We start from the raw sequence: 25,867 nt of genomic DNA on the forward strand, positions 1-25,867 counted from the left end.
GTGTCGCTGCTCAGGACCGGCCGTCCGGCTCCGGCGGGATGCCCGCCGCGACGGTCAGGGCGACGGTCGGGGTGTAGCAGACCTGGCCGAAGCTGGTGATCCTGGCCAGGGCCCACCACCGGCCACCGGTGCGCGCGCCGGCCGGCGCGCGCACCGTGAAGTCGAGCGTGCCGCTGCCCCCCGCCGGCAGCTCGAACCCCTGGATCCAGGGGACGGTCGCCAGGTCGTCGCCCGGCTCGCCCCAGGTGCCGTACGGGCTGAGCAGCTGGGCCTCGCCACGGACCGGACCGGCGGCGCGGTTGTGCAGCCGCAGGGTGAGCGTCCTGCTGGCCCCCGGTGCCACCGCCAGCTCGACCGGTTCCAGCACCGCGTCGAGGTCGGCCGGTGGCTCCCCCGCCGTTGGGGAGTCCTCGAATTCCGCACCCACGGTGACGGTCAGGACGTCCTCGAGGACCTGGCCCAGCCCGTCGCGGATCCGCGCGGCCAGGAAGTACCGCCCGGGCCGGGCGTCGGGCGCGGTGACGTGCAGGTCGACGTGCTGGTACTCACCGGGTTCGAGGGTGTAGCGGTACGGGCCGGCCGGGGTGACCGCCAGGCCCGCGGGCACGTCGAGGTCGACCGACCCGGCAGCGGCGACGGTCGCGGAACCCACGGTGACCCGCAGCGGGGCCGTCGCCCCGTTGCCCGGCAGCACGGCCGTGGTGGGGTGCACGTGCACGCTGACGGGAAGATTGCCCACCGGCGCGGGCCCCTTGTTGTGCAACCAGTAGCGGGTGAAGACCGGCTGCACCACCTCGGTGACCGGTTCGCTGCGCGTGGCCGGATCCAGCCGGGCCGAGCCGGAGCCGACCGGCAGCGCCGCCACGGTGACCACGTCGGTCGCGCTCAGCTCGACGGTCAGGTCGTCGCCGTCGCAGCCGACCGACGGCTGCTGCGCCGGCCCGGCGGGACCCTGTTCGACCACGTCGATGACGGTCGGGTCGCCCAGCCCGCCGTGCAGCCGGACCCGCGCCGGTGTCGGTGATCCGGCCGACTCGTAGAGGCGCAGGGTGATGCCGTTCGCCGCATCGACGGCACCGGGTTGGCCGGCGGCGACCGGATTGCCGCGTGGCTTGAGCGCGGAGAGGATGACGGTGTCGGGTTCGACCGAGCCGAGGCTGGCCGACCGGGGCAACGGGCCGGGTGCCGCCGGAACGCTCTCGGCCCGCAGCCGGTGGTTCAGTTCCTGGGCGGCCCGCACGAAGCCGGCCCGCCGCCAGTCGCCGGGGCCGGCGAGCAGGCTGTACCGGAAGGTGTGGCTCCAGTGTTGCAGGGCGAACCCGGCCCCGTCGGGCGTGCCACGGCGAGGACCGTCGATCCAGACTCCGCTCGGCCAGCCGGTGCAGGCCCGCATCAGTGACAGGTGCAGCGTGCCGTCGTGGTGCGCCACGTAGCTGGGCGTGCCGTGGTTGACCAGGGCCACCGAGTAGTCGGTGAGCGGGTCGTCGGCGCCGGCCAGTTGCGCCGGTTGCCGTACCTCGATCGTCGCGTCGTCGAGATCCTCGGTGAGGGAGTCGACGGCCTGGCCGAGGTCGGCGGCGACGATGAGCACCGGCAGGTCGCGCGGGGCACGCAGGTCCGCGCCCGGTACCCACACCTGCGGGCGGGGCCGGGCGGCCGGGACGAACACCCGTCCGGTCGCGGCCAACACGGCACGGTAGGCGTCACCGGCTGCCGCGAGGACGGCCTCGGCGAACCGGTTCTGCGCGCCGAGCACGATCCGCACGTCGGGCAGGTTCGAGTCGGCGTCCAGCGCCCCGTAGCGCGGCCCGTCCGGGTAGGTGCGGCTGGCGGTGACGCCCTGCCGGGCCAGCGCGGTGAGCAGCCCGCGTACCCGCGCGGTGTGCTCCGGGTGGTCGTCGGCGACGAGCTCGGCGACGCCGATGGCGTGCTGGTGGACGCCGCCGTCGGCGTCGTGCAGCCGGATGCGGGCCGTCGACGACAGGCCGGCCCAGGTGTGTGCCGGGTTGTCCAGGGTCCAGAGGTGCTGCGCGGTGTCGGTCTCGGGGAACCCGAACGGGCGACCGATGGCCGCGAAGCCGACCTCCGCGACGGGCAGCGCGCCGGGCAGGGCGAGGTCGAAGCGGACCCGCAGCAGTCGGTCCCGGCCGATGGAACCGTCGACGTGGGTACGGAAGTCGATCCGTTCGACGTCGTGCCAGAGGATGACCTCGCGGGTGACCCGCAGGTCGTCGAGGGTGGCGACGGTGACCAGCCGGCTGCCGGCGGCGCTCTGCTCGACCCGTACCTCGGCGGGGCCGCCGAAGGCGCGGCCCGGCCCGGTCGGCAGCAGGTGCCAGGGGCCTTCCCCGTGGTGCGGGTGCTCCGGGTACTCGTCCTGGACGACCAGTTCGCCGCCGAGCCCGTGCGGGCGCAGCAACTCCCGGCCGCTGCGCCGGTCGAGGATGCGGCTGAGCGCGCCGCCGCGGCGCGGGTCGACGTCGATCCGGAAGACGGCGTTGCTGATCGAGTGGGATCCGGCAGCGGCCGTCCAGCCGGTGACCGGCCGCGCGGTCCCGGCGTCGGCCACCCGCAGCACCCGGTAACCCAACGCCGGCACCTCGCGGACCGGGACCGACAGGTCGATCTCCGCGATGCTGCCGTCGTCGTGGTACGTCACCCCCTCCGCCACCGCGGGCAGTTGCGCACCGTCGTCGTCGCGGACCACCACCCCGGACGGGCCGGGTGCGGGATAGCGCAGCCCGACCCGGGTGATCCCGTCCCGGGCCCAGGACAGCGAGTTGACCACCAGCACGGCGCGGCCGTCGCCGGCGGTGTCGGCGTGGGCCGCGAGCACACCGGCGGCCCCCCGCCAGGCGGCGTCGCCCAGCTCGTACGCCTCCCGCCAGCCGGCCAGCAGGTCGAGGTAGACCTGGTCGGACTCGGTGCCGGTGATGGCGTCGTGGTGGGCGCCGTAGGCGAGCAGCCGCCACGCCTTGTCCAGCGCCTCGCTCGGGTAACGGTCGCCGAGCAGCAGCGCCAGGGTGGCGAGGCGTTCGGCGTCCAGCAGCAGCGTCTCGGCGGCGCGTTGCGCCTGCTTGGTATCGGTGTAGGAGACGTCCTTGCCGGTGTAGACCGGGTTCATGTCCCGGGTCTGCGAGGAGACCGGCCGGCCGTCGGGGCGGGAACCGCCGGCCAGTTCGGCGCGGACCGCGGCGAAGAAGTCACGGGGCAGCCCCATCCGGAATCGGGGCCACTGGTAGCGGCGGGGCCAGGCGCGGTGGATTTCGGTGCACCACCGGGACGGGATGTTGTGGTCGTGACCCACCGGGAGCAGCACGTTGCGGGTGGCGGCGACCTTGCGCAGCTCCCGGTACTGGGCGTACGCCTCGGCCATCGCCTCGTCGAGGGTCTCCTTGCGTTCCATGTCCCAGCCGGCCACGTAGTGGTTGGCCAGGTACGCGGTGAGCAGACCACGGCCGGTGGGCGACACCCACTCGAACTCGCTGGGAAACTGCATCCGGGTGATGTCGCCGGTGTGCCGCTTGGCCCCGACCTGGTGGAACGGGCCGCGCGCCCACACGCTGGAGGTGAGCCCGGCGTCGGCCATCAGGCCCGGGAAGGACGGGTCGTGGCCGAACACGTCGAGCATCCAGGCGCTGGCCGGGTCGCCGCCCAGCACGTCGCGCTGGTAGCCGATGCCGTGCACCGCGTTGCGGATGGTCGACTCGGGGTGGGTCAGGTTGGTGTTGGGCTCGTTGTACATGCCGCCGACCAGTTCGATCCGGCCGTCGCGCAGCATCCGGCGCAGGTCCGCCCGGTCGTCGACGAAGACGTTCCAGTACGGCTGCAGATAGTCGACCTCGGCGAGCACGAACCGGTAGTCGTCGTCGTGGCGGGCGGCGTCGAGGTGGGCCCGCACCAGGTCGAAGGCGGTCCGGACGAACGGCGGTCGCAGCCGGTCGGCGCCGGGCACGTCGGGCAACTGCTGCCACAGTTCGGTGAAGCCGCGCTGGGTGTTCCACCAGACCGGGTCGTAGTGGAAGTGCGAGACCATCCACACGGTCCAGCCGGTGGCGGCGGCGCGCAGGTCGCCGTCGGCGCTGACCCGGTCGGTGGCGGTCTCCGCCACCGCCGTGATCCGGTGCCGGGAACCCTCCGGGGCCGGGGCGGCGACGTGTACGCCGACCTCCACCGTCACCGGTTCCCCGGCGGTCAGCGGTCCGGTGACGGCCGGTTCCGGGGTGCGGACGGTGGGCCCCTCGACCCGTACCCGGGCCGGTGGACTCGCGCTGGCGGCGGTGAGGGTGACCCGGACCACCTGTCGTGGCGCGTCCTCGGGGCCGAGGAACAGGTCGGTGCCCTCGATCTGGCTGATGCGCATGTGCTGTCCTTCGTGGTCGCCGATCCTGGTCACCTGGTGGGTGGTTGCCTCGTGGTCACCCGGTGGGTGGCTGCGGTGGTGGGGTCCACCGGAACGGCTCGGCGCGGGCCCAGTCCACGCCGAGTTCGCGGTACAGCCGACCGGTCCGGGCCGCCCGTCGGGTCAGCGCCGGCAGGTCGGCCAGGGACTCCTGCCCGACCGGCACCGGCGCCGGACCACGGTGGACCGCCTCGGCGACCTGGGTGAAGGCCAGGGTGTCCGCCAGCGGGACCAGCAGCGGCACCTGCGGGTCGGCGAGGTGGTCGAGCAGGTTCTCCAGCAGGTCCGTGCGGGGATGCGTACTGTCGCCGGCCGGGGTGCGCAACCGGTCCTCGGTGTAGTGCAGCACGGCGGTGCCGGCGCTGCCGAACACCTCGATGACCGGCTCGACGGGCTGCGGCGCGCAGAGCGTGACGGCGATCGTGACCGGGGTGCCGAGGGCGGTGCGGACCCGGGCGGTGGCGGTGTCGTGCGCCTGCGCCGCCCGGGTCCGGTAGGTGTCCAGCTCGACCTCGCCGACCGGCTGGTCGCCGCCGGAGCCGTCCAGCCGCAGCGCCAGGGCGACCCCGTGCGCGAACGGGTTGGTCAGGGCGCCGTCGTTGACGGTACGGCCATCCAGCCATCGGCGTCCCGCCCACGCCGACCGCGACCAGTACCCGTCGTCGCGCCACCAGAGCCCGGTGACCCCGATGTGGCGTACCCGGCCGAGCACGCCGGCGCGGATCTGCCGGGTCAGTTCACCGACGGCGGCGGAGCCGAATGCCTGGAAACCGACCTGGCAGACCCGGCCGGTGTCACGCTGGGCCGCGAGCAGCCGGGCGAGACCGTCCAGGGTGGGCGCCGGCGGCTTCTCCAGCAGGACGTGCGCGCCGGCTCGCAGGGCCAGCAGCGCGAGGTCCACATGGTTGTGCACCGGTGTGGAGATCACGACCAGGTCCGGTTCGACGGCGGTGATGAGCGCGGCGGCGTCGCCGTGGTGCACGGCGGCACCGGCCAGCGCGCGTGGCGCGGCGTCGAGCGGACGCGGGTCGGCCACCCCGACCAGGCGCAGCCGCCCGGCCGCGTGCAGGCACGCCAGCCGCTGCAGGTGGCCACGGCCGTAGCCGTGCGCGCCGACCAGCACGACGGTGGGCTGGTCGGCGCGTCCGGGGGTGAGCACCATGGTCGGAAGGCCGCCGGGTTCAGCCGCGCCGCACGCGGACGAGTACGGAGGTGCGGGTGTAGACCGGCTCGGCGCGGTATCCGGGGGTGCGTACCGTGATGGTGTCGAAGCAGCCCACCACCCGGGCGGCCCGCAGCACCGGGACGAGGTGCGCGTCGCCCTCGACGGTCACCTCCAGGGTGGCACCCCGACCGATCTGGGCCGTGCCGGCGACGGTCAGCGCGGCCCGCCCGCCGCGCCGCCCCACCACGGCGAGGACCCCGCCGCGCTGGCGGTAGTCGCCGTGCAGCGCGGCGGGCTGGGCCAGCCGCAGCGTGCCCGCGCGGACCTCGACGTCGCCGGTGCCCAGCGCGTCCGGCGAGCCGGCGGCCAGGGTGCCGCCCAGCACCCGCACACCGCCGCGGAACCGGTTCGCGCCGGTCAGGCCGAGGGTTCCGGTGCCGCGCAGGATGAGCCCCCCCGGGCCGTCGATGTCGTTGCGCCAGGTGTCGGTGGCGTGGAAGCCGCCGCCGGCCAAGTCCAGGGTGACCTCGACGTCGTCCTCGAACGCGCCGTAGCCGTCGGCCGCGGCGAACAGGTTGAGCCGGCCCCACTGCTCCGGCCCGTCGAGCAGGGCGTAACCGGCCGGCAGCGCGGTGGTCCGCAGCACCGCCCGCCGCTGGTCGGCGGTCAGGTACGGCTGGCGGGTCTCGAGCAGGACCTCGGCGCCCTTGGGCACGGTCAGCGGCGCGTCGCGGCCCTGCCGGGGCAGGACGTAGGTCAGCTTCGGGGTGACCAGCCGTTGGTTCGCCGCCCGGTCGGCGTACGGGTCGACGCTTGCGTCGGCGCGGTGCGCGTACCCGAGGAGGGTGTCGGCGGTGGTGCCGGTCTGCGCCCGCAGGTACGTGGCGGCCTGCTCCCGCGCGGCCACCTTCAGCTCGGCGTTGGCCGGGTCGTTGAGGGCGGCGGCGGCCAGCGCGGTGGCCAGCACCCGGCCGCCCACCACGTCCAGCGGCGAGTGCATGCCGGCGGTGATCCGGGTGTCGGACAGATCGAACGCGCAGGTCACCAGCTCCTGAAAGCGTTCGGGTACGGCGTAGGCGAACGCCAGGGCGGCCAGGTGCAGCGCGTTGGTGTGCCCGCTGGGGAAGCCACCGTCGTCGGCGGGGGTGCGACTGCGCTGGCGCAGCAGCTGCGGCGCGACGACGACGTCGGTGCGGTAGATCGGGTAGCCGAGGTCGTCGACCTCGCCGGTGTCGACGACCTCGCTGTCCTCGGTCATCCGCCAGGGGCGCGGGTACTGCACGGCGAACTTGCTGGGGTTGCTGGAGGCGAACGGGCCGCGCACGGTGTTCACCAGGGTCACGACCGCGCCCAGCGCCGAGTCGGGCGAGCCGGCGCCGATCGCGGAACCGGGCGGCGCGCCCGGCGGCACCGCGTCGCTGATCGTGGTCGGCGGGGTGCCGGTCGGCGCCTCGGTGATGCTGGTGACCGCGAGCGCGCCGGCCTTGTACACGTCGGCCAGCGCACCGAGACCGGCGATCACCGCGTAGCTCTGGTGCTGGCGGTCGCAGATGAACGCCCGGGCGGCCTGCGCCTCGGTGCGCGCCGCGGTCACCGCCGCGCAGTAGCGCACGTTGGCCCGCAGCACCTCGGGCGCCAGCGGCACGCCGGTGTCCCAGGTGGGTCCGGTCTGCCACAGCCGCTGCACCCCGGAGAGGATGCGCACCGCGGCGTTGGTGTCGACGGTGAGGTTGGCGGTGGTGTTGGTCCGGTAGTCGTCCACGAACGCCTTCGCCGCGGCGGCCACCGCGGGACCGGCGAGCCAGGACAGGACCGTCGGCCCGCCGAGCAGTCCGGCGGAGACGGCGGCGGTGTGGCGCAGCAGGCTCCGGCGGCTCACGGGTCGGAGGTGCGGTGCGGTGGCGCGCTCGGGCATCAGTGATCACTCCAGCGGGATCGGGGGACGGCGTACGACCGAGGCCGGTGCGGGGGCGGCACCGGTTACGGCTCGTACAGCTTGGGGCGGCTCGGCAGGTCGATGGTGACCGGCGCCCCGGTTTCGAGTGCCCGGACGCAGGCCTGCGCCAGATAGGTGGCGGCGAAGCCGTCCCAGGCCGTCGCGGCGGGCGAGAACGCCGCCGGTGCCACCAGCCGGACGCTGTCGACCCAGTCCTGCAGTTCGCGCCGGTACGCCTCGGCGAACCGGGGCCGCCAGTCCATCGCCAGCGGCCGGGCGATGACGCCCGCACGCCGCTGCACGGTCGGCGACGGCATACCCAGCTCCACCGTCCCCGACTCGCCGACCAGCTCGCACCGCACCTCGTAGCCGTACCCGGCGTTGACGAAGACCTCGATGTCCACCAGGGCGCCCGAGGCGGTCCGCAGGACCAGCAGCTGGGGGTCGGCGGTGCCGCCCGCCGCAGCCGCCGGCCGGGGGGTGTGCACGGTCGCCTCGACGATCTCCTCCCCCAGCAGCCACCGGCTGACGTCCAGCTCGTGCACCGCCGAGTTGGTGATCACCGCGGCGCTCGGCTGGCCGGGGCTGTTGGCCGGGTTGCGGTGCACACAGTGCAGCACCAGCGGCGCGCCGATCACACCGTCGTCCAGCGCCTGCTTCAGCTCCACGTACCCGGGGTCGTAGCGGCGCATGAAGCCCACGGTGACCAGCCGACTGCCGTACGCGGTCTCGGCGTCGATGATCCGCTGGCAGCCGTCCACCGTCGGGGCGAGCGGCTTCTCGCAGAGCACCGGCTTACCCACGGCGATGGCGGCCAGCACGTACGCCTCGTGGGTCGGGTCCGACGAGGCGACCAGCACGGCGTCGATGTCGTCGTCGGCGATCAGCGCGAACGGGTCGGGCAGCACCCGGGCGCCGGTCCCCTCCACCACCCGGCGGGCCCGGGTCTCGTCGACGTCGCAGACCCCGCCGAGTCGCGCGCCGGAAACCGACCCGCTGAGCAGCCGGGCGTGGTCGGCGCCCATGACACCCGCGCCAATCAATCCGACCGTGACCGGCCGGGTGTTGCGCCACACCGTCGATCCCGGTGCCGCCGACGAGAACCCGGCCCCACCGACCCGGCTCACCGGGCCACCCCCGGCAACTCGGCACCCACCGCGAGCAGGAAGTCCAGGCTGCGCCGTACGTCGTGCACCGGGCCGGCGCCCGCCTGCGGTACCTCGGACAGGGCGGCGTCCTGTTCCAGCACGTACCAGCCGCCGTACCCGGCCGCCTCCAGGTCGCCGACGATGGTGGCGATGTCGAGGTCCCCGTCGCCCAGCGGCGTGTAGAGACCGGCGCGCACGGCCGTGAGGTAGCTCGTCCCCCCCGTCGCCACGGCCGCGGCCACCGCCGCGTTGACGTCCTTGAGGTGCACGTGGGCGATCCGGTCAGCGGCCAGCCCGATCAGCTCGGCCGGCTGCATCCCGCCGATCATCAGGTGCCCGGTGTCCAGGCAGAGCAGGATGTCACTGCGCTCGACCAGCCGCAGCACCGAGGCGCGGTCCTCCACCGCGGTACCGACGTGCGGGTGCAGCGTCGGGGTCAGTCCCCGCTCGCGGGCCATCGCCTGCAACCGGTCGAGCGTGGCGAACAGCACGTCCCACTCCGCGTCGGTGAGCCGCACCTTGCGGTCGTAGCTGCCGTCGGTGGAGCGGGCGGCGAGCACGACGACCTCGGAGCCACCCGCCGCCAGAGTGTCCATGGCCGCGGCCGCCTCGGCGAGGTCGGCGTCGGTCGCGACGTGCATCGGAACGGGCAGGAACCCGCCGATCAGGCGCAGGCCGTTGGCCCGCAGCCGCTCCCGTACGTCGGTGGGGGCGGCGCCGAGGTAACCGGTCGGCCCGAGTTCGGTGGCCCGGAAACCGAGCTGGGCCATCTCGGCGAGGACCCGCTCGGCGGGCAGTTCGACGCCCCAACCCGGGGCCTCGCACACGCCCCACGAGATGGGCGCACCGCCGATCCGGTCGGCGAAGTTGGTCATACCGTCGTCTCCTTGAGGGGTCCGCGTCGCGGAAGGGTGACCGCCGGGGGGCGGGCGGCCGGAGGGGGTGACAGGGCCGTCAGGTGGCCGTCGGGAACTGGAGACTCGCCACGACCGGGTGCTCCACGTGCGGCCAGCGGGCGGTGACCACCTTGGCCCGGCTGTAGAACCGCACGCCGTCCGGTCCGTGGATGTGCGACTCGCCGAACAGCGAGTCCTTCCAGCCGCCAAAGGAGTGGTAGGCCATCGGCACCGGAATCGGGACGTTGATGCCGACCATGCCGACGGTGACCGACCGCTGGAACCGTCGGGCCGCCTCGCCGCTGGCCGTGAAGATGGCCGTGCCGTTGCCGTACGGGTTGGCGTTGATCAGTGCGATCGCGTCGTCGAGGGTGTCGACGCGGACGACCACCACGACCGGACCGAAGATCTCGTCCCGGTAGGCGTCCATCTCGGCGGTGACGTGGTCCAGCACGGTGGGACCGACGAAGAACCCGTCCTCGTGTCCGGGGACCGTCAGCTTCCGCCCGTCCACCACCAGCGTGGCGCCCTGCGCCTCGCCCGAGTCGATGTAGCCGATGATCCGCTCGCGCGCCTCCCGGGTCACCACCGGACCCATCTCACTGCTGTCGTCCCGGCCGGGGCCGACCCGGACCTGCGTGGCCTTGCCGCGCAGCACCTCGACGAGACGGTCACCGGCGGCGCCGACCGCGATCGCGACGGAGATGGCCATGCACCGCTGTCCGGCCGAGCCGAAGGCCGCCGCGGTCAGGTGGTTGGCGGCGAACTCCAGGTCGGCGTCCTCCAGCACCACCGCGTGGTTCTTCGCCCCACCGAGGGCCTGTACCCGCTTACCGGTGGCGGACGCGCGGCCGTGGATGTACCGGGCGATGGGTGTGGAGCCGACGAACGACACCGCGGCCACCTGCGGCGCGTCGAGCAGCGCGTCCACCGCCACCTTGTCGCCGTGCACCACGTTGAAGACGCCGTCGGGCAGCCCGGCCTGCGCCCACAGCCGCGCGACCAGCAGCGACGCGGACGGGTCCCGCTCGCTGGGCTTGAGCACGAAGGTGTTGCCGCAGGCGATGGCGACCGGGTGCATCCAGCTCGGCACCATCACCGGGAAGTTGAACGGGGTGATCCCGGCGACGACCCCGAGCGGCTGGCGGAAGGTGTAGGAGTCCACCCCGCCGGAGACCTGGTCGGAGTAGTCGCCCTTGAGCAGCTGCGGGATGCCGCAGGCGAACTCCACCACCTCCAGCCCGCGCTGCACCTCGCCACGGGCGTCGGCCAGCACCTTGCCGTGCTCGTCGGAGACGATGCCCGCCAGCTCGTCCAGGTGGTCGTACATGAGCTGCCGGAAGGCGAACAGGATGCCGGTGCGGCGGGACAGCGAGGCGTCCTGCCAGTCCTCGAACGCCCGGGCCGCCGCGGCGACCGCGGCCCGCACGTCGGCCTCCTCGGCGAGCAGCACCTCGGCCTGTGGCACGCCGGTCGCCGGGTTGAACACCGGGGCGGTGCGGTGGGAGACCCCCGCCGTCGCCGCGCCGTCGATCCAGTGCTGGATGGTTCTCACAGGTAGCTCCTCTGCGCCTTCTTGGCCGTCAGGTACGCGCTCCGCGCGGACCTGACGGTGTCCAGGTCCGACACCTCGGCGACGGGGACGTCCCACCACGCGTCGCTCGACGGCGCGTCGACGCCCGGGTCGGCGTCGACGTGGATCACCGTCACCCGGTCGGCGGCCTTGGCCTTCGCCAGCGCGTCGCGCAACCCGGCCACCGTGGCGACCCGGAGCACGTCGGCGCCGAGGCTGGCCGCGTTGGCGGCCAGGTCGACCGGGAGGACGTCGCCGTCGAGGCGTCCGCCGTCACCCCGGTAGCGGTAGGCGGTGCCGAACCGCTGGGCGCCCACCGACTCCGAGAGCCGGCCGATCGACGCGAAGCCGTGGTTCTGCACCAGCACCACGATGAGCTTCACGTGCTCCTGCACGGCGGTGACCAACTCCTGCGCCATCATCAGGTACGACCCGTCGCCCACCAGCACGAACACGTCCCGGTCCGGGGCGGCCAGCCGCACCCCGAGGCCACCGGCGATCTCGTAGCCCATGCAGGAGTAGCCGTACTCGACGTGGTAGCTCTTCGGGTCCCGGGACCGCCACAGTTTGTGCAGGTCACCGGGCATCGACCCGGCGGCGCAGACGACCACGTCGCGGGCCTCGGCGCAGTCGTTGACCGCCCCGATGATCTCCGACTGGGCGGGCAGCGGCCCGTGTCCGAGGTGGTAGGCCCGCTGCACCACGGCGTCCCACTGCGCCGCCAGGTGTCCGGCCGCCTCCTGGTACGCGGCGTCGGTGCGGTACCCGGACAACGCCTCGGTCAGCGCCTCCAGGGCGGCTCGGGCGTCGGCCACCAGCGCGACACCGGAGTGTTTGGCGGCGTCGAACGCGGCGATGTTCACGTTGACGAAGCGGACCCCGGGTGCGCCGAAGACGCTGCGGGAGGCGGTGGTGAAGTCGCTGTACCGGGTGCCGATGCCGAGCACGACGTCGGCCTCGCGGGCCAGCGCGTTGGCGGCGGTGGTGCCGGTGGCGCCGATCGCGCCGACGGACAGCGGGTGGTCGTACCGCAGCGCGCCCTTGCCGGCCTGGGTTTCGGCCACCGGGATCCCGGTCGCCTCGGCGAACCGGCGCAGTGCCTCGGTGGCCTCCGCGTAGATCACCCCGCCGCCCGCGACGATAAGCGGTCGCCGGGCGCCGCGCAGCACCTCGACGGCGCGAGACAGGGCGGCCGGCTCGGGCACCGGACGGGGCACGTGCCAGACCCGCGTGGCGAACAGTTCCTCCGGCCAGTCGTACGCCTCGGCCTGCACGTCCTGTGGCAGGGCGATGGTGGCCGCCCCGGTCTCGGCCGGGTCGGTCAGCACCCGCATGGCGCCGAGCAGGGCCGCCGGCAGCTGCTCGGGCCGCCAGACCCGGTCGAAGAAACGCGACACCGGGCGGAAGGTGTCGTTGACGCTGATGTCACCGCCGCGCGGGTCCTCGAGTTCCTGCAGGACCGGGTTGGCGACCCGGGTGGCGAAGACGTCGCCGGGCAGCAGCAGCACGGGCAGCCGGTTCACGGTGGCCAGGGCGGCCCCGGTGACCATGTTCGTCGCGCCGGGCCCGATGGACGCCGTGCAGGCCAGCGTGGACAGCCGGTTGCGCATCCGGGCGAACCCCACGGCGGCGTGCACCATGCCCTGTTCGTTGCGGGCCTGCCGGTACGGCAGCGCGCCGGGGGTGGCGAGTTCCGCCTCCAGCAGCGCCTGCCCGAGGCCGGCCACGTTGCCGTGGCCGAAGATGCCGAAACAGCCCTCGAAGAGCCGGTGCTCGACACCGTCGCGTTCGGTGCGTTGGGCGGCCAGGAACCGCACGGTCGCCTGGCCCACGGTGAGCCTCATCGCCCTCCTCCGTCCACCGTCGGGGAACCGCCCTGCGGGGTGAAGGGCAGTCGCGGGTCGACCACCTGGTCGACCCAGGTGTCGCGCACCCAGGCGTGGGCCGGGTCGTCGCAGATGAGCCAGGACCGGGCGCCGGGCCCGGCCATCACGTTGAGGTAGTAGAGGTCGTAGCCGGGCGCGGCCATCGACGGGCCGTGCCAGCCGTGCGGAATCAGCACCACGTCGCCGCTGCGGACCTCGCGCAGGATGTCGATCGGCCGCTCGTCGGTGCCGTACACCCGTTGGTAGGCCGGACCACCCCGGGCCACCTCGTAGTAGTAGATCTCCTCCAGCACCGACTCGCCCGGCCGTTCCTCGTCGTGCTTGTGCGGCGGGTACGACGACCAGTTGCCGCCGGGGGTCAGCACCTCGCAGGCGATGAGGCGGTCGGCCTCCAGCACGTCCGGGGTGGCGAAGTTGTTCACCTGGCGGGAGCAGGAACCGGCTCCGCGCAGCTCCACCCGCACCTGCGCGAGCGGCACGTGGCGGAACGGCAGCCGGCGGCGGGCCCGGGCGGTGGCCAACGCGAACCGACCACCCGGCGTGCCGGTCAGGGTCAGGCTGCTGTCCCGGGGGACGTACGCGACGTCGGTGGGGCCGGCGAAGACGCTCTGCCGGCCGGCGAGGTCCGCGCGGTGCCCGTCCGCGGTCACCGTGGCGGACCCGGCCAACGGCACCACCACCACCTCGTCCTCGCCGGTGTCGCAGCGGAACGTCCCCGCGGAGGGCAGCTCGACGATGCGCAGACCGGAGTAGCCCCAGCCGGCGTTCTCCGGCGTCACGTCGGGGGTCATGCGGCGACCTCCGTGTCGGCACGTACCAGGCCGACCGCGGCGTCGACCGCGGCGGCCACGTCACCATCGGGCGGGTAGAGCAGGGCGCGGCCGACCACCAGGCCGCGCACCCCCGGTACGGCGAGCGCCTGCCGCCACCGGGCGTAGGTCTCCTCCGGGTGCTCCACCGGGTCTCCGCCGAGCAGCAGGGCCGGCAGCGTGGTGGCCGCCATCACCGCCGCCATGTCCGGCACGACCGGCAGCTTCAGCCAGGTGTACGCGCTGGTGCCGCCGAGGCCGCTGGCGATCGCGACCGACCGGGCCACCGCCGCGGGGTTCAGGTCGTTGACCACCCGGCCGGTGGCGTCACGCCGGGACAGGAACGGCTCGACCATGGCGATGAGCTGGTGGGCGGCCAGTTCGGAGACGGCGTTGGCGCTGGCCTCCAGGGTGCTGACGGTGGCGCTGTCGTCGAGGTCGATCCGGGTGAGCATCTTCCCGCCGTCGAACCCCATGGCCGCCAGCCCGGCCGCGTCGTACCCGGTGAACCGGTCGTCCAGTTCGAAGACCGAGCCCTGCAGGCCGCCACGGTTCATCGAACCGATGGCCACCTTGCCGTCCAGCTCGCCGAGGAGCAGCAGGTCCTCCAGGACGTCGGCGGTGCCGACCACGCCGTCGACGCCGGGACGTCGCAGCGCGGTGGCGAGCCGGCGCAGCAGGTCGTACCGGTCGGCCATGGCGGCACCGTTGCCGCGGACGCCGAGCGCGCCGCGCGCGGGGTGGTCCGCCGCGACCAGCATCAGCCGGCCGTCCGGGCCGAGCAGCGGCCGCCGGATGCGGGCGGCGGCGGCCTCCCGTACGGCTTCCGGTCGGGTGGCGCGCAGCTGGCGCAGCTCGGTGAAGTCCAGGTCGTCAGCCATGTCGCACTCCCAGCAGTTCCTCCACCTCGGCGGTGGTCGGCATCGCGGTGGAGCACTCCAGCCGGGAGGCGACGATGGCCCCGGCCGCGTTGGCGAAGCGCAGGGTCCGCTCCAGTGACCAGCCGGCGAGCAGCGCGTGGCAGAGGGCGCCGCCGAACCCGTCACCGGCGCCGAGTCCGTTGACCACGTCGACGGGGGTGGGTGGCACCTCGACCGACTCGTGCCGGGTGCGGGCGAGCACACCCCGGGGGCCCTGCTTGACCACCGCCAGCTCCACGCCGGCGTCGAGCAGCGCCCGGGCGGCCCGGTCCGGGTCCGTCTCGCCCACCGCGACGGCGCACTCCTCCTGGTTGCCGACGGCCACGGTGACGTGCGGTAGTGCCTGCCGGATCTGCTCGCGGGCGGCCTCGGCCGACGCCCAGAACATCGGCCGGTAGTCCAGGTCGAGCACGGTCAGCGGACGCCGGTCGCGGGCGGTCCAGGCAGCGTGGTGCGCGGCGCGGCTGGGTTCCTGCGACAGGCCGGTGACGGTGGACCAGAACACGCCCGCCGCGGCGATCGCGGCGGTGTCCAGTTCGTCGGGCTCGATGGCCAGGTCCGGTGCCTTCGGCTCCCGGTAGAAGTAGAGCGGGAAGTGGTCCGGCGGAAAGATCTCGCAGAAGGTGACCGGCGTGGGCAGACCGGGGACGGCGGTCACGTACCGGTTGTCCACGCCCAGTTCGGCCACCGCGCGCTGGACGAACTCACCGAACGGGTCCCGGCCGGTCCTGGTGATCACCGCCACCCGTCGGCCGTGCCGGGCCGCCGCGACCGCGACGTTGGTGGCGCTGCCGCCGAGGAACTTGCCGAACGTCGACACGTCCGGAAGGCCGACGCCCGTCTGGAGGGGATAGAGGTCCACCCCCACCCGGCCCATCGAGATGACGTCGAAGCGTTCCATCGGACTCCCCAGGATGTTTCCGTCGCAGGTCCGGCCGGTTGCGCCGGGATCGTGGCGGCGTTTCGGCCGGGCACCGCGGTGCGTGCGAGCAAGCTTCGGTCGTGGTGTCGCGACACGTCAAGCTTTTGTCTTGACATTCTTTCTAACTGGGTGACAAAGTGCGTCGATTGTCAGCCCGGAAGGGAAGGTGCCCCTCCATGCCCATTCCCCGCATCACCATCGACCGGCACAGCCCCATCCCGCTGTACTTCCAGATCTCCCGCCGGCTGGCGGAGGCCGTGGAAGCCGGTGACCTGGTGCCCGGCGAACTGCTGCCCAACGAGATCGAGCTGGCCGCGTCGCTGAACGTGTCCCGGCCGACCATGCGCCGGGCCATCGAGGAACTGGTCGAGAACGGGATGCTCAGCCGCAAACGCGGGGTCGGCACCCGGGTCAACGACACCCCGGTGCGCCGGCGGGTGGCCCTGACCAGCCTGCACGACGACCTGACCGCCGCGGGCCGGCAACCGGAGACCCGGGTGCTGCGCTTCGACGCCGACTGCGTGGACCGGCACGCCGCCCGGCAACTGGGTGTGCCGACCGGCGAGCGGCTGTTGTACTGCGAGCGGCTGCGGCTGGCCGACGGGGTGCCGCTGGCCATCCTGCGCAACTGGCTGCCGGCGCGGTTCGACGACATCACCGCCGCCGACCTCGCCGAGCAGGGCCTCTACCGGCTGCTCGGCGAACGCAACGGCCGGCCGGCGATCGCCCGGCAGAAGATCACCGCGCGGTCGGCGAGCAGTGCCCAGGCCCGGCTGCTGGACATCGGCCACAACGCTCCGCTGATCAGCATGCAGCGCACCGCGTTCGACGGCGAGGGACGCGCGGTCGAGTACGCCGACCACCTGTACCGGGCCGACCACTACGCGATCGAGGTCACCGTCTACAACCGCTGACCGGCCCGGACCCATCGGGCTCAGTCCTTCAGCCCGGCGTTGATGTCGGCGTCCATCACGTACTTCTGGAACAGCAGGTAGATGGCGACCAGCGGGACCATCGACAGCACCGAGGCGCCGAGCAGGACCGACCAGTTGACGTTCTGCGCGCCCACGATGGACGCGACGCCGATCTGGAGGGTGAACTTGTTCGGGTCGTTGAGGACCACCAGCGGCCAGATGTAGTCGTTCCAGCGCCACTGGAACGAGAAGATCGCCAGGGTCAGCATGATCGGCCGGGACAGCGGCAGCATGATCCGGACGAACGTCGACAGCTCGCCCGCGCCGTCGATGCGCGCCGCCTCCAACAGGTCGTTCGGCACGGTGAGGAAGAACTGCCGGAACATGAAGGTGCCGGTCGCGGTGATCACCGCCGGCACCACCACGGCGGCCAGGCTGTTGTAGAGACCCATATCGCGCACGACGAGGAAGAGCGGCGCGAGGATGACCTCGCCCGGCAGCATCGTGGTGGCCAGCACGCAGACCGTGAACGCCCTGACCCACCAGTTGTTGTACTTGGCCAGCGCGTAACCGCAGGCCGCGCTGGCCACGATGGTGAGGACCGTGGCCGAGACCGCGACGATCAGGGTGTTGACGAAGTACGTGGCGACGTCGAAGCTCGTCCACGCCTGGGTGTAGCCCTTGATCGTCGGTTGGTCCGGGAAGAACGTCAACGGGTACGAGAACAGCTCGCCCGCGGGCTTGAACGAACTCAGCAGGAACCACAGGACCGGGAAACCGTACGCGACGACCAGGAGCCACATGACGCTGGTCGCCCAGAACCTCTTGGACAGCTCGCCCGGCGCGTTGGGCCGTTTCCGGCGCAGCGCCGACGGGCGGGGGGTGCTCGTGGTGACCGCCATCTCAGGACTCCTTCCGCCGGCCCATGGCGAGCTGCACGAGCGCGACGACCATGAGGATCAACATCAGCACGAACGACGCGGCGCTCGCGTAGCCGACCTGGGCCCGCTCGAAGCCCTTCGTGAAGATGTACTGGACGAGCAGGTGGTTGGAAGTGCCCGGACCGCCGTCGTTGAGCGACGCGAACAGCGCGTACTCCTTCATCGAACCGAGGATGCTCAGCAGCACCACGATGAAGGTCGTCGGCGCGATCGCCGGCAGCGTGATGTTGCGGAACTTGTCCCACGAACCCGCCCCGTCGAGCGACGCCGCCTCGTAGTACGCGGTCGGCACGTTCTTCAGCGCCGCGACGAACAGCAGCATGTTGAACGCCGTGTTGCCCCACGCCGCGGCGATGATGACGACGAACAGCGACAGGTTCGCGTCGGACTGCCAGGGCACCGCCTCGCCGCCGAGGGAGATGATGACGTAGTTGACGAACCCGAAGTTCTCACCGAACAGCCAGCGCCAGATGACGCCCGCGATGATCGGCGAGATCAGCCAGGGCAGGAAGAAGATCACCCGGGCCACGGTCTTGCCCCTGGTGTAGTCCGTGACGAGCAGAACCGCCGTACCCAGGGACAGGACGATGGTCAGCGGCACCACACCCGCCGTGAAGATCAGCGTACGGGTCAACGCGGCGTAGAACGCCTCGTCCTCCAGCAGCCGCTGGTAGTTGTCCAGCCCGACGTAGGGCGCTGGGCCGACGCCGGTGTAGCTGGTGAACGAGTACACCAGGCCGGTGACCGCCGGCCAGACGAAGAACGCGACGAACAGCAGCAGGTTGACCGAGATGAGCACCAGCGGCGCACCGGTGTACCTGTTCAGCCGTCGCCGGCGCCATCGGCTCTGGCGCGGTCGCGCCGGCTCCGGTCCCCGCCGCACGTCGACGACCCGCGGTGCCTCGGCCGGCGGGTGGATGCTGTCCACCATTGGTGCTCTCCCCTTCCCGACGTGCGGTGCCCGCCGGCATCCGACGATGCCGGCGGGTGCCGCGACGAGGCGTCAGCTCAGTTGTGCGTTGAGTCCGTTGACGATGTTCTCGACGGTCTTGTTGACGTCCTGCTCACCGTTGAGGAACTTGGCCATCTCGTCCTTGGTCGGGTCCTTCTGGATCGCCTTGCCGTCCAGGTTGAGCTTGGTGCCGGCGGCCTGACCGGAGGCGGAGATCGGGTCGGCGAGCTCGATCTCCTTGTTGTAGAGCGCGAAGGCGTCCAGCGCGGCCTTCTGCTTGAACGGGTAGTTCAGGCTGAGGCCGGACGCGACCGGCAGGTACCCGTTGGCCTCCGACAGCTTGGTGTAGTTGTCCCGCTGGAAGAGGAAGTCCACCCACTTCTTGGCCGCTGCCGCGGCGTTGCCGTTGTTGAACGCGACCACCTTGCCGCCACTGTTGATGTCGGTCGCGTGTACCGGCTGGGCCGGGGTCGGCGCGGCGGCCCACTCGAAGTTGGTGATGCCCTCGGCGAAGTCGGCGACCTGCCAGACGCCGGAGTAGTAGGCGACCACCTGGCCGCTCTTGAACAGGGCGTTCGGGTCGCCGCCGGAGGTCCAGACCGACTTCGGCATGACCTTGTCGTCGTTGAGCGACTTGAACTTGGTCAGCGCCTGCACGGTGGCGGCGTCGGGGGTGGCGTACTTGCCGTCCTCGCCGAGCTGGAAGCCCTTGCCGCCGTGGGTGTAGATGAAGGCCCGGATCCGCGCCGGAGAGGCGTCGTAGACCAAGTCGTACTTGGCGTTGGTCGTGGTGCGCACCTTCGTGGCCGCCGCGAGGAACTGGTCCCAGGTCCACGCCTGGGACGGGTCGGTCGGGTAGCTGACCTTGGCCTTGTCGAACAGGCTCTTGTTGATGAACAGCCCGGCCACGGTGACGTCGGAGGGGATGGCGAGGACCTTGCCGTCCTTCTCGCTCACCAGCTCCTTCTTGATTTTGTTGTCCGGGTTGTTCGCGGTCCCGCTCAGGTCCTGGAGCTGGTTCATCCAGATCGGGTCCAGCGACGGCACGCTGGCCACGTCGGGCAGCGAGTTGGCCTGCGCGGACTGCCGCAACTTGTCCTGGTAGCCGTCGTAGGGGACGTTCACGATCTCGACGGCGACGCCCTCCTTGGCCTCGAACTGCTTGGCGAGGTCGTTGTAGCCGTCGAGCTGGGCCGAGGTGGACAGCCAGAAGGTGATCTTCTTGGCTCCCGAGCCACCGCTGTCCGCCTCCGATCCGCAGGCCGTGAGGGCGACAGCCATGGCCACGCCGATCGGCAGCCACCGCCAGCGCCGCAGTCCTCTCCTGGCCGTCCGGGATATATTCATGACTGTCTCCTTGGTGATCTACGCCCTAGTGGCGACGGACGTTAACGGGCAAGCGCTTACCCGTCAATGGCAGGATGTACAGCTCTCGACGGTTGTCCTATTGTCCTGACAAATGAACGTCCTACGCGGGCGGCTGGCGGTCCCGGGTGGTCGTCGCCCGGACGCGCCGCAGCCCGGCCGATGATCGACGGAACATGGCCTAGGCCGGCCGGTCCGCGCTGATCAGCATCCGGAGGCGGGCCGGAACCCGCCCCACGAGGTACAGCCGCGTCCCGGTGGCGGCATCCGTGCCCCCGAGGAAGCGATACTCCTCGCCGGGCTCGTACGACGGTGCCGAACAAGCGGCTGACCAGGCACCATCCTGCCCGTCCGAGGCCTCGACCAGGTCGATCGTGATCTCGTCACGGCCGAATCGATAGCTGGCGGTGACCGGCGCCGCCCCGACCCTCGCCGGCACGTCGAGTTGCCACCGGTCGTCGTCGAGCCGGCGGGCTCCGGTCAGGGTGCCCCCGGGCCGGAACGCCAGTTCGAGCGCCCAGTCCACCACGGCGCCGGTCAGGTCGAGCGTCAGCTCCACCCCGGCCGCGGTCAGCCTGGCCCGGACGACGGTGGTCAGCGCGACGTCGTCGCGGCCGCGCCGGCCGAAGTCCATGGCCGCGCTGAACCGCCCCTCGTCGACGAGCCGGTACGCGCCGCGCGAGTCGCGGTCCGGGGAGGCCAGCGGCTGGTAGTAGGAGGCGGTCACGGTCTCGGCCAGAGTCACGGTCGGTTCCCCCGCGGGATCGGGCTCGACCGTGAGGCCGCCCGCCCGGAACGGACCTTTGCCGAAAAAGGTACGAGAGAGGCGTACGCTCTCCAGCACCGCCGCCCCGGCGAACAGCCGGAGGAACGTCGGAGAGTTCGCCAGCCCCGAGCGGATCCGCTCGTGGCGTGCATGGTCCGAACCGCCGAACAGCACGGTCGTGCTGTTCGGACGATGGTCCACCAGCAGGCCGGCGGCCTCGAATACGCGCCGACGCGGGCGCTCCGGCCGGACGGGCGCGGGCAGCACCCGGGCGATGTCGGGATCCAGCACCAACCGCGCGGCCGCGTCGGCCGGCAAGGTAACCCCCTGTTCCAGCGCCAGCCCGGCGGCCCAGGCCAGGTCACCGCGACCCCGCAGCAGCGCCATCCGGCGGAGCGGAATCAGGTAGGCCGACAGCGGGAACGCGTGGTTCTGGTCCTGCCGCCGGGACATCACCGTCTCCACCGATCCGTCCGGCAGGAGCAGGTCGAGGGTCGCGTCCAGGTTTCGTTCGACGGCGTCGACCAGGTCCGGACGGTCGAAGACCGCGGCGATGGTGAGCAGGGAGGGATTGGACACGTACGCCGCGTAGTTGGGGCTGCGCTCCGAGTAGAGCCCGTCCGCGTCGATGTCGATCCCCTCGGCCAGCCACTGGTCGACCCGTGCGGCCAGTGCCGGTTCCGGGGAGACCAGGAACAGCCGGGCGAGGGCCGCGGAGAGTTCCCAGCGGTGATTCGGCGTGTGGACGCCGCCGCTGACCAACGCCGGGACCGCAGCTGTCAGCAGCCGTTCCAACAGCTCCGCGAGGGTCCGGTCGCCGGCCGACGGGGTGTCCGCGCGCAGCAGCAGCAGTGCCTCGGCCAGGTCGTTGACGCTGAAGGCCGAGTCGGGCGGGGAGTCGACGTTGTCGCCGCCGGTGAACAGGCCGCTCGCGCCCTGCAGCTCGCCCAGCCGGACCGCGAGTCGCCGGGCGGGACCGAACAGGTCGGTGCCGGCCCAGGTCCCGTCCGGGTCGTTCACCGGGTGCGTCGCCGCCACCAGCGCCTTGATCCGCTCGGCGAGCTGGCGGTGCTGCAGGTCCCGCCACCCGCTCCCCTCGGCCTCGGCCTCCGCCTCGGCGAGGATCGAGCGGACCTGCGCGGCCAGGGCGGCACGCACCCGGACGACGAACGTGTGATCGATCGGCGCCGTCACCGGGCGCGCCCCGGGCCGGGCCGGCAGGTCGTCCGCGTCATCCGCAAGCCCCCTAAAACGATCTTCCTGGGTGGTGGTGTGCGGGGAACGCTACCGAGGTGAGGCCCGTCGATGTCAGGCGACCGTCACCGCGGTCCACGACGCCGGAGGCAGCTCGATGGTGAGCGTCCCGTCGGCGAGCGCCGCGGTGTCGTTGCTCCGCAGCCCCACCCGCTCGGGGTGGCGCAGGTCGTTCACGGCGTGGACGTCCTCGTCCCAGACGCCCCGCGCCGCGACCACCCGCGACGGCATGAACCTGCCCAGGTCGACCGTCACCGAGGTCGCCTCGGTCAGGTTCCGGTTCTGCAGGAACACCGACACCGAGGAACCGTCGAAGGTCGCCGCCGCGGCCACCACGGGCACGTCACCGTACGCGGCAGTGGTGACCGGGTCGGCGTCGAGGGCGACCCGGAGCGCGCTCCCCTGAGCCGCCCGTGCGGTCACCGAGAACGGGAAGAACGTCGTCTGCCGCCAGGCCGGCCCGCCCGGCTCGGTCATGATCGGCCCGATGACGTTGACCAGCTGCGCGAGGCTTGCCGAGGCGACCCGGTCGGCGTGATTGAGCAGCGAGATGAGCAGGCCACCGACGGTCACCGCGTCCGCGACCGAGTACACGTCCTCCAGCAGGCGCGGCGCCACCGGCCAGTCGTCGACGGTGAAGGTCCGGGACTGCTCCAGCCACCGGGACAGGTACCAGACGTTCCACTCGTCGAACGAGATGTCGATGCGCTTGTCCGAACGCCTGAGCGCGCGCACGTGGTCGGCGGTCGCCACCACCGATTCGATGAACGCGTCCATGTCGACACCCGAGGCGAGGAAGCTCGCGAGGTCACCGTCGCGCTCCTCGTAGTAGGCGTGACACGAGATGTAGTCGACGTCGTCGTACGTGTGCTCCAGGACGACGCGCTCCCACTCGCCGAACGTCGGCATACTCCGCGACGACGACCCGCACACCACCAGTTCCAGGCGCGGGTCCACCTGGCGCATCGCCTTGGCCGTCATCGAGGCGAGCTTGCCGTAGTCCTCGGCGTTGCGGTGCCCGAGCTGCCAAGGGCCGTCCATCTCGTTGCCGAGGCACCACATGGTGATCCCGAACGGCTCCTGCCTGCCGTTGGCGGCGCGCTGTGCGGTGCGTGCGGTGCCCGCCGGGACGTTCGCGTACTCGACCAGCTCGAGGGCCTCCTGCGGCCCTCGGGTGCCGAGGTTCACCGCGAGCATGAGTTCGCTGCCCACCAGCTCGAGCCAGTGCTGGAACTCGTGCAACCCGACCTCGTTCGTCTCGGTGGAGTGCCAGGCCAGATCGAGCCGGCGGGGACGTTCGGCGACCGGGCCGACACCGTCCTCCCAGTGGTACCCGGAGACGAAGTTGCCGCCCGGGTACCGGACCGTCGTCACACCGAGCTCCTTGACCAGCTCGACGACGTCGCGCCGGAAACCGTCCGGGCCGGCACTCGGGTGCCCGGGCTCGTAGATGCCGTCGTACACGTGGCGGCCGAGGTGTTCGACGAACCCGCCGAACAGCCGCCGGCGGACCGGTCCGATGGTGAAGGCCGGGTCGAGGGTGAGGTGCGCACGGGCCATGGCGGGCTCCCTGGGTGGCTGGGGTCTGGATCAGGTACCTGCCGCACGGCGCGCGCCGTGCGGCTGGACGGGCCGGGTGACGGTGGCACCGGTGGTCTTGCTGCCGAGCAACCGGTGGAAGTCCGGGAACGGGTCCGCCTCGGGACGCAGGCCCCGTGCCCGGGTGAGCGCCAGGGCCAGCAACTGCAGGGGGACCACCGCCGGCAGCACCTGCTCGGCGCGGGGTCCGCCGGCAGCACCTGCTCGGCGCGGGGTCCGCCGGCCGCCGGCAGGGCGACGGCGGCGTACGCCGGCTCCACCACGTCCCGGCCTCCGGCGCGGACGTCGAGCACCCGGGCGCCCAGCGAGCGCACGAACCTGACCAATGCGTCGGCCCGCCGGCCACGGGGATCCTGGTCGCCGACCACGACGAGCAGACTTCCCGGGCTGAGCCGCCGGTGCGGGCCGTGCAGGAACTCCTCGACGTCCCACACCTCCACCGGCAGAAGTGAGGTCTCCAGAATCTTCAGCGCGCCCTCGTCGGCGACCGGTCGCCAGACGCCCCAGGTCACCACGTGCACCGCGCCGGGCGTACCGGCCGCGGTCAGCCGCTCGGCCGCGACGCTGCCCCGAACCAGCAGGTCCGACAGCAGCTCCGGCAGCTCCCCGCCCACCGCGCGTGGGACCTGGTCATCGACGCCGTCCAGACCGCGCCCGAGCGCGAGCAGCGCCAGCACGGTCGCCGTGAAACCCTTGGTCTTGGCCCCCACGGGTTCCGGGCCGCACCCCACGTCGAGCACCGCGTCGAACGGTGGCGGGACGGCCGTCGGCTCTCCCGTGACGAGGACGGTACGCGCTCCCGCCGCCCGCGCCCGGTCCAGCACGCCGAGGGTGCCCGTGCTGCCGCCGGACTGGGACACCCCCACGACGAGCAGGTCGGGGCCGGGATCCAGGTCCGGGGCGTAGGCCGCGTCCGAGGGCACCATCGCGCGCACCTGCCGCCCGGCGGCCGCGAACGCCTCGGCGGCGATCCGGGACGCGTGATGCGACGTGCCGGAGCCGACCAGGAGCACCCGGCGCAGCAGCGACGGGTCGCCGAGGCGGACCCGCGCCCGGGCCACGGCCGGCCCGAGCACGGCACCGGCCCGACGCGCCGCGGCCGGCTGTTCCTGCACGAAACCGGCGACCGTGGCGACCCCCGTGGGCTCGGCCCTCGTCCGGCGCGCCGGGCGAGAAGAGTGCTCGTGGTCCACCCGTCAGTCCCTCCGGCCGGAATCGAGGTCGGAACCCATGATTCAGGGCGGGGCGATCCGGGACAACACGACCAGCGGGATGATCGACATCACAACTTGCCGACGTGGGGACCGCCTGGTGGTATCTCTGGTCCTCACGCCTGGTCGCCGGGGCCCCGGGGGATGCCGTCGGTGGTGTCGGCGAGACTGATGGCCCGTCGCACGAAGGGTTGGGTCCACCGTGTCCGAGGACCGCACCGAGGTCGCCGCCACACCGCCCGATCCCCGGGCGCGACGTGATGCAGCCGACCACCCGCTCGTCGGCGTCGACGTCGGCGGCACCAAGACGCACGTCGCCGTCGTCGGCCCCGACGGTGAGCGGCGCGACGTGGTGGTTCCTTCCGCCGACTGGCGCCGGGGGTCGCTCTTCTCCGATCCGACCAACCACGACCGGCTCGCCGCCCTCGTCCGCGAGGTGGCCCCGGAACACCGCCAGCCCCGGGTCGTCGTCGGCCTGCACGGCCTGGACACGGCCGAGCAGCGCGCCGTCGCCACCGCCGAGCTGACCGCGCGCCTGCCCGGCTCGGTCCGCGTCGTCAACGACGCGGAACTGCTCGGGCCGGCCGCCGGGCTGGAGCACTGTCTGCAGCTCATCGTCGGCACCGGCGCGATCGCCATCGGAACCGACGACCGGGGAACGGTCGTCACCGCCGACGGGTACGGCGCCCTGCTCGCCGATGACGGCAGCGCCCCCGCTCTGGTCCGCGACACCGTGCGCCGAGGGCTGCGGCTGGCCGACGAGGGCGGCCCTGACGCGGCCACCGCCGATCCGGCGATGGCCCTGCTCTGCGCGGCGTACGACGTCCGGACGCCGGCGGAGCTGGCGCTGGCGGTGTCCGAGGAGGGCCCGTACGCCTGGGGGCGGCACGCGAAGCTGGTGTTCGACGCGCTGCACCAGGGTTCACCGGTCGCCCGCGCGGTCGTCGAGGAGGCCGCGGACGTCCTGGCCCGCAACCTGGCGGCCGTGCGGCGGCGCGGCGCGCGCGGATCGGACGTCGTCGGCGCCGGCGGGGTGCTCACTGCGCAGCCCTCGCTGCAGACCCGGATACGGCAACGGTTGCGGGTACACGCGCCGGAGCTGACCCTGCGGGTGCTCACCAATCCCCCGGTCGACGGTGCCCTCGTCCTCGCCGCGCGACAAGCCCCGACCACCGAAGGAGCCGCCTGATCATGACCCCGCCCACCAC

At 72.7% G+C, this 25,867-nt stretch carries 17 protein-coding genes and 1 pseudogene; 2 read left to right on the forward strand and 16 right to left on the reverse strand.

What is annotated here, in order from left to right:
* Positions 1-10 precede the first annotated feature (10 nt).
* The 10 genes from E1182_RS07610 to iolC all read right to left on the reverse strand — a co-directional run bounded on the left by E1182_RS07610 (position 11) and on the right by iolC (position 15,636).
* Positions 11-4,363 carry a glycoside hydrolase family 38 C-terminal domain-containing protein gene (locus E1182_RS07610; protein WP_132262410.1) on the reverse strand — a complete coding sequence of 1,451 codons (4,353 nt, stop codon included), beginning with the start codon at positions 4,361-4,363 and terminating at the stop codon, positions 11-13.
* A 55-nt stretch (positions 4,364-4,418) separates the two neighbouring features.
* Positions 4,419-5,564, reverse strand: a complete 1,146-nt coding sequence (locus tag E1182_RS07615; protein WP_132262412.1) for a Gfo/Idh/MocA family protein — start codon at positions 5,562-5,564, stop codon at positions 4,419-4,421.
* A gap of 19 nt (positions 5,565-5,583) precedes the next feature.
* A complete protein-coding gene (locus E1182_RS07620) occupies positions 5,584-7,446 on the reverse strand; it encodes a phosphatase PAP2 family protein (RefSeq protein ID WP_243706082.1) in 1,863 nt (620 codons plus the stop codon).
* A gap of 101 nt (positions 7,447-7,547) precedes the next feature.
* Entirely contained in the window at positions 7,548-8,630 is a 1,083-nt protein-coding gene (locus tag E1182_RS07625) for a Gfo/Idh/MocA family protein (RefSeq protein WP_243706083.1), read from the reverse strand.
* Positions 8,627-9,526: a TIM barrel protein gene (locus E1182_RS07630; protein ID WP_132262416.1), complete on the reverse strand. Its 900-nt coding sequence runs from the start codon at positions 9,524-9,526 to the stop codon at positions 8,627-8,629. Before E1182_RS07630 ends, E1182_RS07625 begins: the two co-directional genes overlap by 4 nt.
* Positions 9,527-9,605: 79 nt before the next feature.
* Complete coding sequence (locus E1182_RS07635; protein WP_132262418.1) at positions 9,606-11,102, reverse strand: CoA-acylating methylmalonate-semialdehyde dehydrogenase; 1,497 nt, start codon at positions 11,100-11,102, stop codon at positions 9,606-9,608.
* The gene (gene iolD, locus E1182_RS07640) at positions 11,099-12,964 is read right to left on the reverse strand and encodes a 3D-(3,5/4)-trihydroxycyclohexane-1,2-dione acylhydrolase (decyclizing) (protein WP_132262420.1); all 1,866 of its coding nucleotides are present in this window, start codon (positions 12,962-12,964) and stop codon (positions 11,099-11,101) included. The genes E1182_RS07635 and iolD overlap by 4 nt, the downstream gene beginning before the upstream one ends.
* Positions 12,961-13,797: a 5-deoxy-glucuronate isomerase gene (gene iolB / locus E1182_RS07645; protein WP_132262422.1), complete on the reverse strand. Its 837-nt coding sequence runs from the start codon at positions 13,795-13,797 to the stop codon at positions 12,961-12,963. The genes iolD and iolB overlap by 4 nt, the downstream gene beginning before the upstream one ends.
* Entirely contained in the window at positions 13,794-14,696 is a 903-nt protein-coding gene (locus E1182_RS07650) for a deoxyribose-phosphate aldolase (RefSeq protein WP_132262424.1), read from the reverse strand. The genes iolB and E1182_RS07650 overlap by 4 nt, the downstream gene beginning before the upstream one ends.
* Positions 14,689-15,636: a 5-dehydro-2-deoxygluconokinase gene (iolC, locus tag E1182_RS07655; RefSeq protein WP_132262426.1), complete on the reverse strand. Its 948-nt coding sequence runs from the start codon at positions 15,634-15,636 to the stop codon at positions 14,689-14,691. Before iolC ends, E1182_RS07650 begins: the two co-directional genes overlap by 8 nt.
* Positions 15,637-15,833: 197 nt before the next feature.
* Here iolC and E1182_RS07660 point away from each other — a divergent pair, with 197 nt between their 5' ends.
* The gene (locus tag E1182_RS07660) at positions 15,834-16,571 is read left to right on the forward strand and encodes a GntR family transcriptional regulator (protein ID WP_132262428.1); all 738 of its coding nucleotides are present in this window, start codon (positions 15,834-15,836) and stop codon (positions 16,569-16,571) included.
* Positions 16,572-16,591: 20 nt separating this feature from the next.
* Here the strand turns inward: E1182_RS07660 and E1182_RS07665 are convergent, their stop codons facing one another.
* The 6 genes and pseudogenes from E1182_RS07665 to E1182_RS31995 form a co-directional block, all read right to left on the reverse strand.
* Positions 16,592-17,473 carry a carbohydrate ABC transporter permease gene (locus E1182_RS07665; protein WP_132262430.1) on the reverse strand — a complete coding sequence of 294 codons (882 nt, stop codon included), beginning with the start codon at positions 17,471-17,473 and terminating at the stop codon, positions 16,592-16,594.
* 1 nt (position 17,474) lies between these two features.
* Positions 17,475-18,443: a carbohydrate ABC transporter permease gene (locus E1182_RS07670; RefSeq protein ID WP_132262432.1), complete on the reverse strand. Its 969-nt coding sequence runs from the start codon at positions 18,441-18,443 to the stop codon at positions 17,475-17,477.
* A 72-nt stretch (positions 18,444-18,515) separates the two neighbouring features.
* Positions 18,516-19,811 (reverse strand): ABC transporter substrate-binding protein, encoded by a 1,296-nt coding sequence (locus E1182_RS07675; protein WP_132262434.1) that lies wholly within the window; start codon positions 19,809-19,811, stop codon positions 18,516-18,518.
* A gap of 199 nt (positions 19,812-20,010) precedes the next feature.
* Positions 20,011-21,789, reverse strand: a complete 1,779-nt coding sequence (locus E1182_RS07680; protein WP_132262436.1) for a hypothetical protein — start codon at positions 21,787-21,789, stop codon at positions 20,011-20,013.
* Positions 21,790-21,903: 114 nt separating this feature from the next.
* On the reverse strand, positions 21,904-23,409 hold the full coding sequence (locus tag E1182_RS07685) for an alpha-N-arabinofuranosidase (protein WP_132262438.1): 1,506 nt from the start codon (positions 23,407-23,409) through the stop codon (positions 21,904-21,906).
* A 707-nt stretch (positions 23,410-24,116) separates the two neighbouring features.
* A pseudogene (locus E1182_RS31995) lies at positions 24,117-24,641 on the reverse strand (SIS domain-containing protein); the annotation flags it as partial.
* A 220-nt stretch (positions 24,642-24,861) separates the two neighbouring features.
* Between E1182_RS31995 and E1182_RS07695 the strand changes: the two are divergent.
* On the forward strand, positions 24,862-25,848 hold the full coding sequence (locus E1182_RS07695) for an N-acetylglucosamine kinase (protein WP_132262442.1): 987 nt from the start codon (positions 24,862-24,864) through the stop codon (positions 25,846-25,848).
* Positions 25,849-25,867 lie beyond the last annotated feature (19 nt).

Source organism: Micromonospora sp. KC721, assembly GCF_004348355.1.
GTDB lineage: Bacteria > Actinomycetota > Actinomycetes > Mycobacteriales > Micromonosporaceae > Micromonospora.